Source organism: Marinobacterium halophilum, from assembly GCF_003014615.1.
Taxonomy (GTDB): Bacteria; Pseudomonadota; Gammaproteobacteria; order Pseudomonadales; family Balneatricaceae; genus Marinobacterium; species Marinobacterium halophilum.
On record NZ_PYGI01000008.1, the window covers coordinates 130,822 to 146,852 of the forward strand.

Annotated in this window: 14 protein-coding genes; 5 read left to right on the forward strand and 9 right to left on the reverse strand. The window is 56.7% G+C overall.

Annotated elements, in window-relative coordinates:
- The first annotated feature begins 19 nt into the window (after window positions 1-19).
- Window positions 20-1,957 carry an ATP-binding cassette domain-containing protein gene (locus CLV44_RS07470; RefSeq protein ID WP_106591486.1) on the forward strand — a complete coding sequence of 646 codons (1,938 nt, stop codon included), beginning with the start codon at window positions 20-22 and terminating at the stop codon, window positions 1,955-1,957.
- Here the strand turns inward: CLV44_RS07470 and CLV44_RS07475 are convergent, their stop codons facing one another.
- Window positions 1,958-3,274 (reverse strand): HDOD domain-containing protein, encoded by a 1,317-nt coding sequence (locus CLV44_RS07475; RefSeq protein ID WP_245912634.1) that lies wholly within the window; start codon window positions 3,272-3,274, stop codon window positions 1,958-1,960.
- A gap of 98 nt (window positions 3,275-3,372) precedes the next feature.
- Between CLV44_RS07475 and CLV44_RS07480 the strand changes: the two genes are divergently transcribed.
- Together CLV44_RS07480 and ggt are read left to right on the forward strand one after the other, a co-directional pair.
- Window positions 3,373-3,858, forward strand: coding sequence for an asparaginase domain-containing protein (locus CLV44_RS07480; RefSeq protein WP_106591488.1), 486 nt, complete (start codon window positions 3,373-3,375; stop codon window positions 3,856-3,858).
- Window positions 3,855-5,597 carry a gamma-glutamyltransferase gene (gene ggt / locus CLV44_RS07485; protein ID WP_245912635.1) on the forward strand — a complete coding sequence of 581 codons (1,743 nt, stop codon included), beginning with the start codon at window positions 3,855-3,857 and terminating at the stop codon, window positions 5,595-5,597. The genes CLV44_RS07480 and ggt overlap by 4 nt, the downstream gene beginning before the upstream one ends.
- Before the next feature lie 22 nt (window positions 5,598-5,619).
- On the opposite strand, the gene spoT is transcribed toward ggt, so the two are convergent.
- The 7 genes from spoT to CLV44_RS07520 all read right to left on the reverse strand — a co-directional run bounded on the left by spoT (window position 5,620) and on the right by CLV44_RS07520 (window position 12,950).
- The gene (gene spoT / locus CLV44_RS07490; protein WP_106591489.1) at window positions 5,620-7,743 is read right to left on the reverse strand and encodes a bifunctional GTP diphosphokinase/guanosine-3',5'-bis pyrophosphate 3'-pyrophosphohydrolase; all 2,124 of its coding nucleotides are present in this window, start codon (window positions 7,741-7,743) and stop codon (window positions 5,620-5,622) included.
- Between the two features lie 83 nt (window positions 7,744-7,826).
- Complete coding sequence (rpoZ, locus tag CLV44_RS07495) at window positions 7,827-8,039, reverse strand: DNA-directed RNA polymerase subunit omega (RefSeq protein ID WP_106591490.1); 213 nt, start codon at window positions 8,037-8,039, stop codon at window positions 7,827-7,829.
- A 55-nt stretch (window positions 8,040-8,094) separates the two neighbouring features.
- Window positions 8,095-8,721, reverse strand: coding sequence for a guanylate kinase (gene gmk, locus CLV44_RS07500; RefSeq protein WP_106591491.1), 627 nt, complete (start codon window positions 8,719-8,721; stop codon window positions 8,095-8,097).
- A 98-nt stretch (window positions 8,722-8,819) separates the two neighbouring features.
- Entirely contained in the window at window positions 8,820-10,100 is a 1,281-nt protein-coding gene (locus CLV44_RS07505; protein WP_106591492.1) for a TRAP transporter large permease, read from the reverse strand.
- Between the two features lie 21 nt (window positions 10,101-10,121).
- A complete protein-coding gene (locus CLV44_RS07510; protein ID WP_106591493.1) occupies window positions 10,122-10,700 on the reverse strand; it encodes a TRAP transporter small permease in 579 nt (192 codons plus the stop codon).
- A 53-nt stretch (window positions 10,701-10,753) separates the two neighbouring features.
- Window positions 10,754-11,773: a TRAP transporter substrate-binding protein gene (locus CLV44_RS07515; RefSeq protein WP_106591494.1), complete on the reverse strand. Its 1,020-nt coding sequence runs from the start codon at window positions 11,771-11,773 to the stop codon at window positions 10,754-10,756.
- A 313-nt stretch (window positions 11,774-12,086) separates the two neighbouring features.
- Window positions 12,087-12,950 carry a YicC/YloC family endoribonuclease gene (locus CLV44_RS07520; protein ID WP_106591495.1) on the reverse strand — a complete coding sequence of 288 codons (864 nt, stop codon included), beginning with the start codon at window positions 12,948-12,950 and terminating at the stop codon, window positions 12,087-12,089.
- Window positions 12,951-13,047: 97 nt separating this feature from the next.
- On the opposite strand from CLV44_RS07520, the gene rph reads away from it, so the two are divergent.
- Window positions 13,048-13,818 (forward strand): ribonuclease PH, encoded by a 771-nt coding sequence (gene rph, locus CLV44_RS07525; RefSeq protein WP_281257815.1) that lies wholly within the window; start codon window positions 13,048-13,050, stop codon window positions 13,816-13,818.
- 39 nt (window positions 13,819-13,857) lie between these two features.
- Here the strand turns inward: rph and CLV44_RS07530 are convergent, their stop codons facing one another.
- The gene (locus tag CLV44_RS07530; protein ID WP_106591496.1) at window positions 13,858-14,631 is read right to left on the reverse strand and encodes an exodeoxyribonuclease III; all 774 of its coding nucleotides are present in this window, start codon (window positions 14,629-14,631) and stop codon (window positions 13,858-13,860) included.
- A gap of 171 nt (window positions 14,632-14,802) precedes the next feature.
- Between CLV44_RS07530 and pyrE the strand changes: the two genes are divergently transcribed.
- A complete protein-coding gene (gene pyrE / locus CLV44_RS07535; protein WP_106591497.1) occupies window positions 14,803-15,447 on the forward strand; it encodes an orotate phosphoribosyltransferase in 645 nt (214 codons plus the stop codon).
- The last annotated feature ends 584 nt before the right edge of the window (window positions 15,448-16,031 follow it).

Here is a 16,031-nt window from a genome sequence, read left to right on the forward strand (position 1 = left end):
CTGTGATATTATCTCCGCCATGATTCAGATACAGAACCTTAGCTTACATCGCGGCCCGCAGCAGTTGCTAGCAGAGGCCAACCTGACCCTGCACGCGGGCTGGAAAGTGGGTATTGTCGGTGCCAATGGCGTCGGCAAGTCCTCCCTGTTCAAATTGCTGCTGGGCGAACTGCATCCGGACGCCGGCGAACTGCTGCTGCCGACACGGCTACGGATCGCCCATATGGCGCAGGAGGTCAGCGCCCGTGAACGCAGCGCGCTGGAATATGTCATTGATGGTGACCATCGCCTGCGCGCCGTCCAGGCCGAACTCCGGCAAGCCGAAGAACACCATCAGGATGGCCGCATCGGTGAACTGCACGCGGCCCTTGAAGCGATGGATGGCTATCGGGCCGAGACTCGCGCCCACCAACTGCTGGCCGGACTGGGCTTTGTGCCCGGCGATGACGCCCGCAGCGTCAACAGCTTTTCCGGCGGTTGGCGCATCCGTCTGAATCTGGCGCAGGCGCTGATGTCACCGTCCGACCTGCTGCTGCTCGATGAGCCCACCAACCACCTGGATCTCGACGCCACCATCTGGCTGGAGCAATGGCTACGCCAGTACCCCGGCACCCTGCTGCTGATCTCCCATGACCGTGATTTCCTCGACAATGTCGCCAGTCATATCGTACACCAGGCCCACCAGACGCTGACTCTCTACAAGGGTAACTACACTGCGTTCGAGCGCCTGCGTGCCGAAAAGCTGTCACAACAGCAGTCCGCATTCGAGAAACAGCAGGACCGTATCCAACAGATCGAATCCTTCGTGCGTCGCTTCAAGGCCAAGGCGTCCAAGGCCAAGCAGGCCCAGAGCCGACTGAAAGAGCTGGAGCGCATGGAACAGATCGCACCTGCGCACATCGACTCGCCATTCACCTTCCGTTTCGACAGCAGTGACAAGATTTCATCGCCGCTGCTGACACTGGCCGAAGTGGACCTCGGCTACCCCGACCGTACGATTCTAAAGGGCCAGTCCCTGACCCTGATTCCGGGTGCCCGTATTGGCCTGCTCGGAGCCAACGGTGCCGGTAAATCGACGCTGATCAAAACGCTGGTCGGCGATCTGTCCCTGCTCGCTGGCGAACGCAGTGAAGGCGAGCATCTGCGCATCGGCTACTTTGCCCAGCATCAGCTGGAAGCCCTGGATATGCACGCCTCACCGCTGCTGCATTTGCAGCGGATTAGCCCGAAAGCCACTGATGCCGAACTGCGCAGCTTCCTCGGCAGCTTCGGCTTCATCGGCGATGATGCGCTGGACCCGGTCGGCCGCTTTTCGGGCGGAGAGAAGGCCCGAGTGGCATTGGCCCTGATTGCATGGCAGAAACCCAACCTGCTGTTGCTCGACGAGCCGACCAACCATCTTGATCTCGAGGTACGTCTCGCCCTGACTCTCGCCCTGCAGGAGTTTGAAGGCGCGCTGATTCTGGTATCCCATGACCGCCACCTGCTGCGCAACACCGTGGACCAGTTCCTGTTGGTCAACGATGGTGCAATCAGCGAGTTTGATGGCGACCTGGAGGACTATCACCAGTGGCTGGCACAGCAGCGTCGTGACGAACAGAAGCGTACAACCGCCAGCAGCACCGAAACCGCAGCCGATGCAGGACGCTCGCTCAGTGCCGCCGAACGCAAGGAACAGAAACGTCTGCAGGCGGAACAGCGTGCCTTGCTGCGACCGCTGAAGAAAAAGGTCGATGCTCTGGAACTGCAGATGGAACAGCATACTGCGGCACTGGACGGGATCGAATCATCCCTGTCCGATACCGACCTGTACAGTGATGCCCGCAAGGACGAGCTGAAACAGCTACTGCAGCGCCAGACCGAACTCACTCGCCAGCTGGCGGACAGTGAAGCGCAATGGCTGGAACAACAGGAGGCACTGGAGGCGCTGGAGCAGAGCCTGGCCAGCGCCGATTGATCAGTGTTTTTGGCTGAACAGACGGGAAACCTGCGACAGGTTTTCCGCTTCGGCCTTCACCTCGGCAACCGCTTGGCGAACATCCTCGGCCTCAAGCCCCAAATGAGCCATCAGGGCCTCATCCGGCGCGGCCTTCGGCCCATCGCTCAACCCTTCTGCACGCAGCAGACGGCTGGCCAGGAACAGCAGACGGGCATACACCTGATGCTCACCCGCCAGCTCCGGTGCCTGCTGGAAACGGACCGCCGCCGCCACCTCATCCGGCAACTTCCAGTTTTCCAGTAACCAGCCACCAATCTGCTCACGCGTCACGTGCAGCACTTCATGCTCGATCTGCTGCTGTTCAAGATGTGGATTGGCTTCGATGTAACGGGACAAACGCGAGAAATGGGGCGGAAACAGGTGTGCCAGCACCAGATAACCAAAGTTGTGCAGCAGGCCTGACAGGTAGGCCAATCCCGGACGCGGACGCTCATCCAGTTGGGCCTTGGCTGCCAACCGCTCGCATAATGTGGCGGTATACAATGCCTGGTCCCAGTAATAGATCGAGCCTCTGGGCGTATCGTCGGGCAATTGCATCACCTTGCCCATGGCCACACCGAGCGCCAGATTGATTACCAGATCAAACCCCAGCACCCGGATGATGGCATCTTCAATCGAACGAACTTTGCCCGGTGCCGCATAGTAGGGCGAAGATGACCAGCCCATCACCTGCGCCGACAGGCTGGGGTCACGCTTGACCACCGGCACCAGATCATCCACTCCGGCATCAGGGTTTGAGCGCAGCTGAACAATGGTACGCATCGAGTCGGACATGCCCGGCAGCCCCAGCAGGTCATCAAGACGCTGACGCACACGCAGACTGGTAAACCGCTCAACCGCACGATTGATCACGGTTTCGTCATCGCTCAAGCCGGCAACGGCCGCATGAGGTAGCGTGGGTGTCAGCGCAAACTCACCACTCAAGACCCGATCATGTACCGGCCGCCGTGCCAGCTCACATTGCCATCCCGAGTGGGGTTCCAGACATTTCAGCGCACCCGACGGACAGCTCTGATCCACCAAAAGTGGCAGGGTAAACAGCTGCTCACGCCCGGCCGGGGTCTGCAGGGCCGCCTGATTGAAGAAGCGCTGCGCGTCCTCAGCCTTGACCGGTTGCAGCTCACGTCCCGCCAGCTGTCCGAGTCGTCCCAGATCCAGTAGTGCATTGGCCGGCAACAAAGCCAGCACTTTGCCGGTGCGATCATGCAGCAGTACCACACGGACCGGTGCAGCAGCGGTTTCAGTCAGGTACTCTACGGAAACTCCAACAGACAAGGCTTTATCTCCCATAACGCGAGTGGATCAGGCTGTAATGGTTACCCGCTTGATATTACTGTATCCAAGCCTATCCCAAACAGGACCTTCACACATCCATGCAGATCAAAATTCTGGCCGCAGGTGGCACATTCGACAAGGTTTACTACGATGCACTGAGTGAATACAGCATCGGCGAACCGATGGCAGACGAGCTGATGCAGATGGCTGGGGTCAGCTGCACCTACAGCGTACACAGCGTGCTGCGCAAGGACAGCCTCGATATGACCGATGCCGACCGTCAGACACTGTATGCGGCCATCACCGAAGACGATTGCCGCCATATTGTTATTACTCACGGCACCGATACGCTGGTGCAGACAGCCATGGCACTGCAGGACCTCAGCGAACGCACCATCGTGCTGACCGGCGCCATGCAGCCGGCCCGTTTTCGTGACAGTGACGCCGCCTTCAATCTGGGCGGAGCCGTTGCGCTGGCACAGGCACTGCCGGCTGGAATTTACATTTTCATGAACGGGCGCGTGTTTCATCCAGAGCGTGTCGTTAAAAACCGTGCCGCCGGCATCTTCGAGGAGCATCCATGATGTTACCCAAGCCCCTGTGGCTGCTGATTCTGCTGCTGGTACTGACGCCGGCCCATGCAGTCAACGAGTCGCTGGCACCCGAGCGCGCCACCGGCTGGCAGCACAGGGATAGCTTCGTTGCCGAACACAGTCTGGTCGTCAGCGCCCACCCACTGGCCACACAGGCCGGGATGGATATGCTTGATCATGACGGCAGCGCACTGGATGCCGCTATCGCCGTGCAGGCCATGCTGACGCTGGTTGAACCACAGTCGTCCGGAATCGGCGGGGGTGCATTCCTGCTGTACTGGGACGCCGGACAGCAGCAGCTGTTCGCCTATGATGGTCGGGAAACCGCACCGGCTGCGGCGCGGGCAGATCTGTTCCTGAACGCCGATGGCACTCCAATGCCCTGGCAGCAGGCACTGGTAGGCGGCCGCTCTGTCGGCGCGCCCGGGGTGGTACGCATGCTGGAGCTGGCCCACCGCCGCCATGGCCGCTTGCCGTGGCATCAGGCATTTGCTCCAGCCATTAACCAGGCCAAGGCTGGCTTCCATGTCGGTCCGCGTCTGCACCAGCTGATCGCCAGCGGTATCAACCCGGGACTGGGGCGCTACCCTGAAGCCCGTGACTACTTCTTTACTGCGCAGGGCGAACCCTTGCCTGTCGGCACTCTGCTGCGCAACCCGGCACTGGCCACGTCACTGGAGCAGATCGCGACCCAAGGCGCTGACGCATTCTATACCGGTACCATCGCCGAACAGATTTTGGCAGCCGTCACCACCGCCGACGATAATCCGGGATTACTGCGCCAGCAGGACCTGGCTGATTATAAGGCACGGGAGCGTGCGCCTCTGTGCCGTCCCTACCGAACCTATCGTATCTGTGGTTTCCCCCCGCCCACCTCCGGCGGCGTGACTCTGCTGCAGATTATGGGGCTGCTCGCCGTCAATCCGCTGAGCATTCGCGGGCTGCCGGATGCCGACTTCAGCCACCGCCTGACTCAGGCCAGCCGCTTGGCCTATGCCGATCGCGGCCGCTATCTGGCTGATAGTGATTTCATCGAAGTACCGGTTAGCGCACTGCTGGACCCGGCCTACCTGCAGCAACGTGCACAGCTGATACAGGCACAGCAGGATATGGGCAGCGCCGCTCCCGGTGAACCGGTAACGCTGCCCCGCAGTGATGACCAGGCACCTGAACTGCCATCCACCAGCCATTTCGTTATCCGTGACGCCGCCGGCAACCTGGTTTCCATGACGACCAGCATCGAGATGGCGTTCGGTTCCACCCTGATGGCCGGCGGGTTTTTACTCAACAACCAGCTGACCGACTTCTCCTTCGTGCCGGAGCAGGATGGTCGCCCGGTCGCCAATCGCATTGCGCCCGGCAAGCGCCCGCGCAGCTCCATGGCACCGGTTATCGTATTCGACGCCCACAACCGCCCGATCGCCGCCCTCGGCTCACCCGGTGGCAGCCGCATCATCAATTATGTGGCGCAGACACTGCTGCTGATGTTGCATACCGACCTGCCACTGCAGGAAATTCTGCATCAGGGCCATGTCAGCAACCGTAACGGTGTCACCGAACTGGAGCAGGATACGGCCGCCGAACAGCTGCTGTTCGAGCTGCAGGAGCGAGGCCATGAGGTCAAAATTCGTGAACTGAACAGCGGCATCCATGCGCTGCGCCAGCGCGCCGACGGCCGCTGGGAAGCCGGCGTCGATCCCCGCCGAGAGGGTGCGGCACTGGGGCGCTGATCAGCAGCGCCCCAACAGCAACTTACTGACGGTTGATGTGATTGACTGCGCTGAGCCCACGCAGCTTGCGGATCACCCGAGCCAGGTGTACGCGATTAAATACGGTCAATTCCATCTGCACGCTGTACAGCTGACCGTCACGCTCGCCGCTGTCGATCTTGAGCAGGTTGGCACCGGTATTCGCCGCCGCCGTCGCCAGATTGGCGATGATACCGCGCTGTGAACGCACCTCCAGCTGCAGGCCAACCACGAATTCTTCTGCATTATCCTGCGGAGCAGACCATTCCAAGTAGATCGTCTTTTCCGGATTATCACGCAGATAACCGATATTGCGACACTCCGTACGATGCACCACCAGACCGCGACCACTGCTGATGTGACCAATAATGGCATCCCCGGGTATCGGGTGACAGCAGCGGGCATATTGCATCACGGTCCCTTCGGCACCGCGAATCGCCAGCGCCCGCCCCTGTTCGGTCGGATGGGCATCCTGATCGGACTGGGTTTCGGGACGCAACCGGCGGGCAACAACATAGGCCATGCGGTTGCCCATGCCGATATCTTCAAGCAGGTCATCAAGGGTCTTGAAACTGGCTTCCTTCAGCAGCAGGTCCAAACGCTCGGCATCAATATCATCCAGTGAGGCACCGTAGTTGCCCATGAACTGGCCCAGCAGACGGCGGCCCAGTTCGATCGATTCGTTACGCTGCTGGTTTTTCAGGAAATGGCGGATGCTGGTACGCGCCTTGCCGGTAACCACAAAATTGAGCCAAGCCATATTGGGCTGGGCACGGGGCGTGGTGATGATTTCGACCGTCTGCCCACTTTCCAGCGGCTCGGACAGCGGTGCCAATCGGCGGTTGATACGACAGGAGACGCAGGAATTGCCGATATCGGTGTGTACCGCATAAGCAAAATCCACCGGCGTGGCCCCGCGGGGCAGCTCAAGGATTCGCCCCTTCGGCGTGAAAATATAGACCTCGTCGGGGAACAGGTCCTTCTTCACGCTTTCGATGAACTCCATGGAGTCACCAGCACTCTGCTGCATCTCCAGCAGTCCCTGAACCCATTTGCGTGCTCGGTTGTAAGAGCCAAGCGCGGTTTCGGTACTGCCCTTGACCTTGTAATGGCTGTGCTCGGCAATCCCCTGACTGGCCACCGCATCCATATCGGCCGTGCGAATCTGCACCTCAATGGTCATGCCGCGGGCACCGAACAGTACCGTGTGCAGTGACTGGTAGCCGTTGGCTTTCGGAATCGCGATGTAGTCCTTGAAACAGCCCGGCACCGGCTTGTACAGGTTATGCACTGCACCGAGGATGCGGTAACAGTCATCAACCGTGTCGGTCACGACACGAAACGCGAACACGTCCATGATGTCGGCAAACGCCTTGCGCTGCACCTTCATCTTGCGATAAATGCTGTAGAGGTGTTTTTCACGGCCACTGACACGCCCGTTCAAGCCTTCCTGCTGCAGGCGGCTCTGGACGCTTTCACGCACCTGCTCGATAACATCCTTGCGCTGCCCTCTGGCATGTACCACGGCTCGACGGATACGCTTGGCCCGCATCGGATAATAGGACTGGAATGCCAGATCCTCCAGCTCAACCTGAAGGTCACGCATGCCCAGACGAGCCGCAATGGGGGCATAGATATCGAGGGTTTCACGGGCGATACGCCGCTGCTTGTCCGGGCGCATCGCGCCCAGCGTACGCATGTTGTGCAGACGGTCGGCCAGCTTGACCAGAATGACACGAATGTCTTCCGCCATCGCCAGCACCATCTTCTGGAAATTCTCCGCCTGGGCCTCGGCCTTGGTCTCGAATTCAAGATGGGTCAGTTTGGATACACCATCAACGATATCCGCGACCGACGTGCCGAACTGCTCTTCAATCCCGGCATAATTGATCTCGGTATCTTCGATCACGTCATGCAGCATGGCTGCCATCAGGCTCTGATGGTCCATATGCATGCCAGCCAGTATATTGGCAACCGCCAGAGGATGCGTAACGTAGGGTTCGCCACTTTTGCGCCGCTGGCCGTCGTGGGCCTGTTCGGCATAGAAGTAAGCACGCCGGACGCGGGCGATCTGCTCGGGCGTCAGGTACTCTTCAAGGCGGTGGGAAAGGGCGTCTATCGTCGGCATCAACGTCTCCGTCAGGGCTGAAGGCTGACACGCGTCAGCCACCTACCCCTTGATGATGCCGTATTACTGCCGCGGGGAAAAGGTCACTGCTGCTCAGGATCTTCCATCACCTGACGGTTAACCAGGTTTTCCGCGATTTCACGCAGGGCAACAACCGTCGGTTTATCGTTTTCCCAATCAACCTTGGCTTCTTTGCCGCCAACCGCGAGCTGGCGCGCACGCTTGGACGCAACCATCACCAGTTCAAAGCGGTTTTCTACATTTTCCAGACAATCTTCAACGGTTACTCGTGCCATTGCGACCTCGAACGGGGTAGGAAAAACAATAAGGACCGTACAGTTTACGGGGCTTTCAGTCCTCAGACAAGAGCTGTTGCAGCAACTCCACGTGTCGTGTCTGCTGCGCCGACTGACGCAGACGACGGGCACGGAACAGGCTGGCAAGCTGTGCCAACGCAGTATCGAAGTCATCATTGATCAGCAGATAATCGTATTCGGGATAGTGGCTCATCTCGCTGGTCGCGGCGGCCATGCGGCCATCAATGACGTCAGCACTGTCCTGGCCACGGGCATTGAGGCGCTCGCGCAAGGCTGACCGACTTGGAGGCAGGATAAATACAGTGACGGCTTCCGGCATCAGACGACAGACCTGTTCAGCCCCCTGCCAGTCAATTTCCAGAATCACATCGCGACCCGCGACCAGCTGTTCCTTGACCCATTGCTGGGAAGTGCCGTACTTGTTACCGAACACTTCGGCATACTCGAGGAACTGACCCTGCTCGATCAACGCATTGAACGCATCCATGGTGACGAAGTTGTAGTCTACGCCATCGATTTCACCCGGACGCATGGCACGAGTCGTATGCGAGACCGAGACCACCACATGCTCATCCTGCTGCAGCAGCGCCTTGACCAGACTGGTTTTACCTGCGCCCGAAGGGGCAGAAAGAATATACAAAGTGCCAGCAAGTTGCGTCATCTGTTGGTTCCGATCATCCAGCTATCAAAACGCGCACTATAGCCCGAGGCCGGCAGCTGATCAAACCGGCCCCGCCTACGCACGCACCGTTTTCAGCACTAGAACGCCAGATCCCTCAGGAACAGGGCGATCGGTGGAAACGCTATCAGCAACGCCGCGACCGTTACCAGCATCAGCACGAACGGCGGCGTACCCTTGATCACTTCCAGATACGGCCGTCTGAAGATCGCGATGGCGGTAAAAATGTCACAGCCAAACGGTGGCGTGGCCGAACCGATGGCTACCTGCAAGGTAATCAGCACCCCCACCAACACCGGATCAAGGCCGGCGGACGCGACTACTGGCGCAAAGATCGGCACCAATACCAGAATGACCACGATCGGGTCGACAAACATACAGCCGATGAAGAAGGCGATTGAGATGGCGATCAGCACACCGGTCGGACTGGCATCTGCCAAACCGATTGACGCCAGTATTGCCTGTGGAATCTGGGCAAAGGAGATGATCCAGGAGAATGCGGCACCAGCCGCCACCAGAATAAATACCACCGCCGTAATCAGACCTGTGGATTTGGCAATCCGATACAGCTCAATCGGCTTCAGCGAGCGGAACACGACAAATTCCAGGATGACGGCGTAGAGCACACAGACAGCAGCGGCTTCGGTCGGACTGAAGACACCGCCATAAATACCGCCAACAATGATCACCGGGAAGCCCAGTGGCCAGATCGCCCGTCGCACCGCCTGCCAACGCTCGGGCCAGCTGGCCTTTTCCTCCGTCGGCACCTTGTGAATCGTAGCGTAAATGGCGCTATAGGCCGCAAACATCGCCAAAATGAGCAGCCCCGGCCCGATACCGGCGATAAACAGCTCCGAGATTGACGTATTGGACACCACCCCGTAAATGATCATGCCAATGCTGGGCGGGATCAGGAAGGCGATATCACTCGCATTGATAATCAACGCCAGTACAAAGCTGTCCTTGTAACCGGCCTTGAGCATTTTCGGACGCAGCGGCGACCCCACAGCCACAACAGTCGCCTGAGTCGATCCGGATACGGCACCGAACAGGGTACAGGCAGTCGCCGTACTGATCGCCAGGCCGCCCCGAACATGACCGATAAACTTCATCACCATATCGATCAGCCGATCCGCCGAATGCCCTCGGGTCATGATGTCCGCGGCAAGAATAAACATCGGTACCGCGATCAATGAGGCGGGACGAATTCCGGCCATGAACTGCTGGATCATGAAGTCCATCTGCTCGATACCGCCAAACATCGAGTAGAAACCGATAAATGCCGCCGCAATCAACGGAATCATCATCGGGAAGCCCAGAAGCAGCAATACAATCATTGCGCTGACCATAATGGTTGTCATGCCTGAACTCCTGTATGGCCGCTATTCATGCGGTTCCTTGACATCATCGTAGCCATCACGCACCTGAGTCGACAGATAGACATCGTCGGACATCAGGTTTTTCACCGCCGTCAGCAGATACTGAATACCGGTTACGGCCAACCCCAGCGGAACCCACAGGAAAATCCACCAAACCGGTAACTGCAACGCTGGCAAAATGCGACCGGAATCGGCCACGCTGCCGATATACCGTATCGACAGCCAAGTCAGCGCAAACATGACCAGCGACGTCACCAGAGCGATGAATATCATCAACCAGCGCCGACCACCGACCGGCAGCGCATCAAACAGGGCCGACATGCGAATATGACGACCATGACGTGCGGCGTAGCCAATACCGGCGAAGGTAATCATGACAATCAGGATACGATTCACCTCTTCCGTAAAGAAAAGGCTGTTCTGAAACAGAAAACGGCCAATTACATTGGCCACGGTATTCAATGCCATCAGCAGGACACCCGCTCCCAGCATCAGAGCCTCGGCGCGACCCAGCCAACTATCAATCAAGCCCAGAGGCCCCGGCAGGGCAGATGCATGACGTGACGAGCGAAGTTCAGACATGTCGGGGATCTCGTGTCGAGGGCCAGCCAGACAAGGGCCGGCCCTGCGGAGGGTTACTCGGCAGTCGCCGCTTCCAGATCCTGCTTGAACTGCTGCAGTAGAGCCTTGCCCGAGTCACCCGTCATCTCGATATATTTGGCTTCAACGTCTGCTGCTGCTGCACGGAACGGTGCACGCTGCTCCTCGGTCAGGCGAACAATCTGCATACCCGGTTTCTGCTCAAGGATTTTCTCCAGCGAGCGTTCGCTCAAGCCTCGCTGATATTCCATGATGTGGTCAAAGGCAACATCCATCGCTTCCTGTATCAGTGCCTGATCTTCAGCAGGCAAACCATCAAAGAAGCGCTTGTTGGCCATGACAGCAGTGGTGAAATTATTGTGCCCGGTAAAGGTAATGACATCCGTCACTTCATACATCTTGGCCGACTCGACCCAGAACAGGGGATTCTCCTGTCCCTGAATGATGTTGGTCTGCAAGCCACCGTAAACTTCACCCCAAGGCAGCGGAGTCGGTGTAGCACCAAACGCCTTGTAGGACTCCACCAGCAACGGGTTGGTCATGACACGTACCTTGACACCATCCAAGCCAGCTGGAGCTTCAAACGCCTTCTGAGTGGTGATGACCACTTCGCCTTCCGGAAACATCTTCAGCAACTCGAGACCGTGCTGGGCGTAGATACTTTTGAAGTCTTCGTTGATCGCCTTGCTGTTACGGAAGAAGCTGTCCAATGCTTCCTGCGTTTCCGGCAAGAGATAGGGAATGAAAAACACCTGTGCTTCCGGGATCAGTGAGCCGGTAAAACCCGGTGACTGGTCAACGAACTGCAGCAAACCGGCCTGCGCCTGCTCCATGGTGTCAGCCGACTCACCCAGCGTACCGTAGGGGAACAGTTGAATATTATGATCGGAGTTGGCTTCAATATGCTCCTTGAACTTGCTGGCATATACACCCTGTACATCCGTGATCGCTTCTTCAAACGCATAACGCCAGGTTGCTGCGTGCGCTGCCGTAATCGATCCCAGTGTCGCCAATGCAACCGTGCAGGCACCCACTAGCGTTTTCAGCTTCGTCATCTCAGATCTCCCATCTTCAATTAATCCTGGAACGCCTTGCCGGTAGCCGCTGGTTATCTCCGGAGAGCCGTTCTTGCTAATTACTTAGCATAGCTAACTATTATACTGTAAATAAAGGCTATTTTTATTGTAGGGCAGATAGCACAAACACATAAGAGAAGGGTCAAAATCGCTAAAGATCGTTAAATTACTGCCAAATAACACTAAAATCCACTAAAGCAGCCATACAACAAGCGTAAAAAAAAGCACCGATATTGAAAACATTCAATATGCGATGCTTTTAAAATAACAACAAGCAGGTCAACAGGAGGTGTTATTCAATATTCTGGATCTGCTCTCGCATCTGCTCAATCAATACCTTGAGTTCAACAGCACCGCGCGTCGTCGCCGCAACAATCGATTTGGATGACAGAGTATTGGCTTCACGGTTGAGCTCCTGCATCAGAAAATCCAACCGGCGCCCGATCGGGCCTGTTTGTGACAATACCCGGCGCACTTCCTGTACGTGGGTATATAAGCGATCAACTTCTTCATCAACATCGGCCTTCTGAGCCAGCAGCACGATCTCCTGCTCCAGACGGTTGGGTTCAAGCTCGGCCTTGAGGTCCATCAATTTCTGCTGCAGATTCTCGCGCTGCGACTGCAGAATCCGGGGCATCATCTGCTTGATCTCGGCAATGATCGCCTCAATCCGTTCAAGGCGCAGAATAATCAGCTGATTCAGCTCGACGCCTTCACGCTCGCGCCCAGCCTGCAGATCCGTAATCCCGGTGCGGAACAAAGCCAGCGCCTGCTGCTTGACCACGCGCATATCCAGCGAAGACTCCACCAGCACGCCAGGCCAAGCCAACAGTTCCAGAGGGTTGATTCCCTGCGTATCAGCGCCCGCTGCCGTTACCACCGCCGCTGCCGCCAACACTTCCTGCAGCCGCTCCTGATTCACCTGCAAAGCACCAGATGATTTCTCGGGTACGAACCGCAATGTCGCTTCGACCTTGCCTCGGCTGATCGATTTGCGCAGCGACTCGCGCAGATCGCCTTCTATATCACGCAATAGCTCCGGCAACCGAAAGTGCGGCTCCAGATAACGATGATTCACCGAACGCAACTCCCAGATCAAACTTCCCCAGGGGTGCTGCATCTCCTGTCGGGTAAAGGCGGTCATGCTTCGTGTCATAATCGATCGATCTCTATTAGAATTGCTTTTTTATTATTCTAACAGCCATCTTTGCACCTTGCGCGAGCAGGATGGTGACATTGAAAGGGTACGCGACATGAGTTCGAGCTTTTCGGAACAACTGCACAATCTAGGACTGAACAAGATGCGTCCCAGCGGCAGACAACCGGACCAGATGCGTGAGATCCGTATTACACGCAACTTCACCCGGCACGCGGAAGGCTCGGTACTGGTTGAGTTTGGTGATACGAAAGTGATCTGTACAGCAACAGTTGACCGCGGCGTACCCCGCTTTCTTCGAGGCAGCGGCTCTGGCTGGGTCACGGCTGAATATGGCATGCTGCCTCGGGCAACCAACAGCCGTTCTGATCGCGAAGCGGCACGCGGGAAACAAACAGGGCGCACGATTGAAATTCAGCGCCTGATTGGGCGCTCACTACGCGCGGCTCTGGATCTGAAAAAGCTGGGCGAAAATACCATCACCATCGATTGCGACGTCATCCAGGCAGATGGAGGCACACGTACAGCCTCAATCACCGGTGCCTGCGTAGCGCTGATGGATGCCATTAATGTCCTCAAACAGGACAAGAATGGTGCCATGAAGGGCAACCCCGTGAAACAGATGATTGCTGCGGTCTCTGTCGGTATCTACAAGGGCGAAGCGGTGCTGGATCTGGATTATCCCGAAGATTCTGACGCCGAGACTGACATGAATGTGATCATGACCGAAAGTGGTGGTTTTATCGAGGTTCAAGGTACTGCGGAAGGAGCTCCCTATACTCAGGACGAACTGAATGCGATGTTGACGCTGGCCCGCAAAGGTATCGACGAGCTGGTCGTGCTGCAGAAGCAGGCACTGGCAGAGTAATGGATACCGCTGCCCGGCGAGCCGGGCAGCGCTGTCAACTTAAAGCTCGATGTCGTAATCGATAATCAGCGGAGCATGCTCAGAGAAGCGCTGATCACGATAGATACGGGCTCCCTTCACGGTTTTACGCAAATTCGCCGTTGTGATCTGGTAATCCAGCCGCGCACCCTCGTTGAGAGACCAGGCACGGTTATAGTCAGGCCACCAGCTATACTGACGCTCTGCCTTGTTCATTTCACGGAATGCATCCACGTAGCCCATGCTACCGAATACTTCTTCAATCCACTCGCGTTCCTCAGCCAAAAATCCGGACACACGCTGGTTTACATACCAGTTACTGAGATCGACGGCACGATGGGCAATATTGAACGTGCCTGCAAAGATGAACTCTCTGCGTTTACGTAAAGTTTTCTTCAGGTGCCCTTTAAGCAACTCCAAGTATTCCATTTTACCCGCTTGAGCTTCAGGACTGCGCAAGCCGGAAGGAACTGTCATCGAGCTAACACTTACCTTGTCAAAATCCGCCTGAATAAAGCGTCCATTGAAATCGCACTGCTCGAAGCCCAGGCCTGTCATGATCGCCTTCGGTAAGTGACGGGTATACAACGCAACTCCGCTAAAGCCATCATCAAATGCGTCAAAGAAATACGCATGATAGCCCTCGGGGTGGTAGCGATCGCCATCCAGCTGGTACTCTTTGGCCTTAAGATTCTGCAAACAAACCACATCGGCGTCCTGCTCAATCATCCAGTCAAAAAAACCATTATCTGCAGCCTGTTCAATACCCTGAGTATTGAAGGTGATCACACGCATAGTGTCTAAGCCCCGTTGAGCGTATTCGAACGAATCTGGGATGGAAGGTCAGTACGAATTGTACCGATTGGGCGTACAAAATTGAAATATTTCTAATGATATCCTGCATGGATGCCGTTCTCGGCAGCAGGTATTATAGCGGCTGTTTTCATTACAGCTGCGGAGAAGAACATGCTGGACTATCAACGTGAATTTATCGAGTTTGCCCTGCAAAAAGGTGTTCTGCGTTTTGGCGAATTCACCCTCAAGTCCGGCCGTAAAAGTCCTTACTTTTTTAATGCCGGCTTGTTCAGTTCAGGTGTTGCTCTTGCCAAGCTCGGACGCTTCTATGCAGCAGCACTGGAAAATTCCGGCATCGATTATGACGTAATGCTCGGCCCGGCTTATAAAGGTATTCCTCTGGCTGCAGCCACCTGCGTATCGCTTGCCAATGACTATGGCAAAGATGTGCCTTATGTCTTCAACCGCAAGGAAGCCAAAGATCATGGTGAGGGCGGCAACCTGGTCGGTGCTCCTCTAGAAGGACGCGTGCTGATCATTGATGATGTGATCACCGCCGGTACTGCCATTCGAGAAGTCATGAGCATCATTGAGCAGGCTGGCGCTACACCCGCCGCCACATTAATTGCGCTGGACCGACAGGAAAAAGGACACGGAGAGCTTTCTGCCATTCAGGAAGTTGAGCGGGATTACGGAATGCCGGTTATCAGTATCATCAGCCTGAACGATTTGGTTGTCTACCTGCGCGAGCAAGGTGATATGACAGATGAGCTGAGCGCAATTGAACGCTACCGACAGCAGTACGGCATCGCCTGAGACAAAATAGGAATTTTTCCTATATACCCATGTCTTCAGGGTGGATATTATCCTGTTCGAGGTTCACAGGACGTGACGCGCTGAAGGGACCATCAGCACCTCGAACGCCTGCGTAGGAGATATGCAGCGGCTGACACGGATGTTGGCGACAGGGCCCTAAGCAAAGGATGCGACAGGGCCCTTTTTTTGCCTCCCCGTTCACGGGTTGCATACCCCATGATTATCCACACCTGCTTATCCACATTCCTTCTGCCGCACCTCGCTGAACATCCCTCTGACACCACCTTGGTTTTATCCACAGATATAGACCCTTGCCACCACCTGGTGGTGTGAAAGTCGCGTGCGTAAATCATTCAGCAGCAGAGTCAGACCACCTGTTCGGGCCTGGCTATGTGTTCTGGATCGGTCATGGAGGCTGACATGGGGCGGGGAAATACGGAGGATACGCACGTGTTTATGTACCTGCGCCCCACAAGCAAAAACCCCGGCCTCAACGAGACCGGGGTTTTCATATTAAGTGCCTGGCGATGACCTACTCTCACATGGGGAAACCCCACACTACCATCGGCGATGACGCGTTTCAC

What these genes read in the sequence shown, in the direction of transcription:
- CLV44_RS07470 (WP_106591486.1), top strand. Translation starts at nt 20, where the DNA reads ATGATTCAGATACAGAACCTTAGCTTACATCGCGGCCCGCAGCAGTTG.
- CLV44_RS07480 (WP_106591488.1), top strand. Translation starts at nt 3,373, where the DNA reads ATGCAGATCAAAATTCTGGCCGCAGGTGGCACATTCGACAAGGTTTAC.
- ggt (WP_245912635.1), top strand. Translation starts at nt 3,855, where the DNA reads ATGATGTTACCCAAGCCCCTGTGGCTGCTGATTCTGCTGCTGGTACTG.
- spoT (WP_106591489.1), bottom strand. Translation starts at nt 7,743, where the DNA reads ATGCCGACGATAGACGCCCTTTCCCACCGCCTTGAAGAGTACCTGACG.
- rpoZ (WP_106591490.1), bottom strand. Translation starts at nt 8,039, where the DNA reads ATGGCACGAGTAACCGTTGAAGATTGTCTGGAAAATGTAGAAAACCGC.
- gmk (WP_106591491.1), bottom strand. Translation starts at nt 8,721, where the DNA reads ATGACGCAACTTGCTGGCACTTTGTATATTCTTTCTGCCCCTTCGGGC.
- CLV44_RS07505 (WP_106591492.1), bottom strand. Translation starts at nt 10,100, where the DNA reads ATGACAACCATTATGGTCAGCGCAATGATTGTATTGCTGCTTCTGGGC.
- CLV44_RS07510 (WP_106591493.1), bottom strand. Translation starts at nt 10,700, where the DNA reads ATGTCTGAACTTCGCTCGTCACGTCATGCATCTGCCCTGCCGGGGCCT.
- CLV44_RS07515 (WP_106591494.1), bottom strand. Translation starts at nt 11,773, where the DNA reads ATGACGAAGCTGAAAACGCTAGTGGGTGCCTGCACGGTTGCATTGGCG.
- CLV44_RS07520 (WP_106591495.1), bottom strand. Translation starts at nt 12,950, where the DNA reads ATGACACGAAGCATGACCGCCTTTACCCGACAGGAGATGCAGCACCCC.
- rph (WP_281257815.1), top strand. Translation starts at nt 13,048, where the DNA reads ATGAGTTCGAGCTTTTCGGAACAACTGCACAATCTAGGACTGAACAAG.
- CLV44_RS07530 (WP_106591496.1), bottom strand. Translation starts at nt 14,631, where the DNA reads ATGCGTGTGATCACCTTCAATACTCAGGGTATTGAACAGGCTGCAGAT.
- pyrE (WP_106591497.1), top strand. Translation starts at nt 14,803, where the DNA reads ATGCTGGACTATCAACGTGAATTTATCGAGTTTGCCCTGCAAAAAGGT.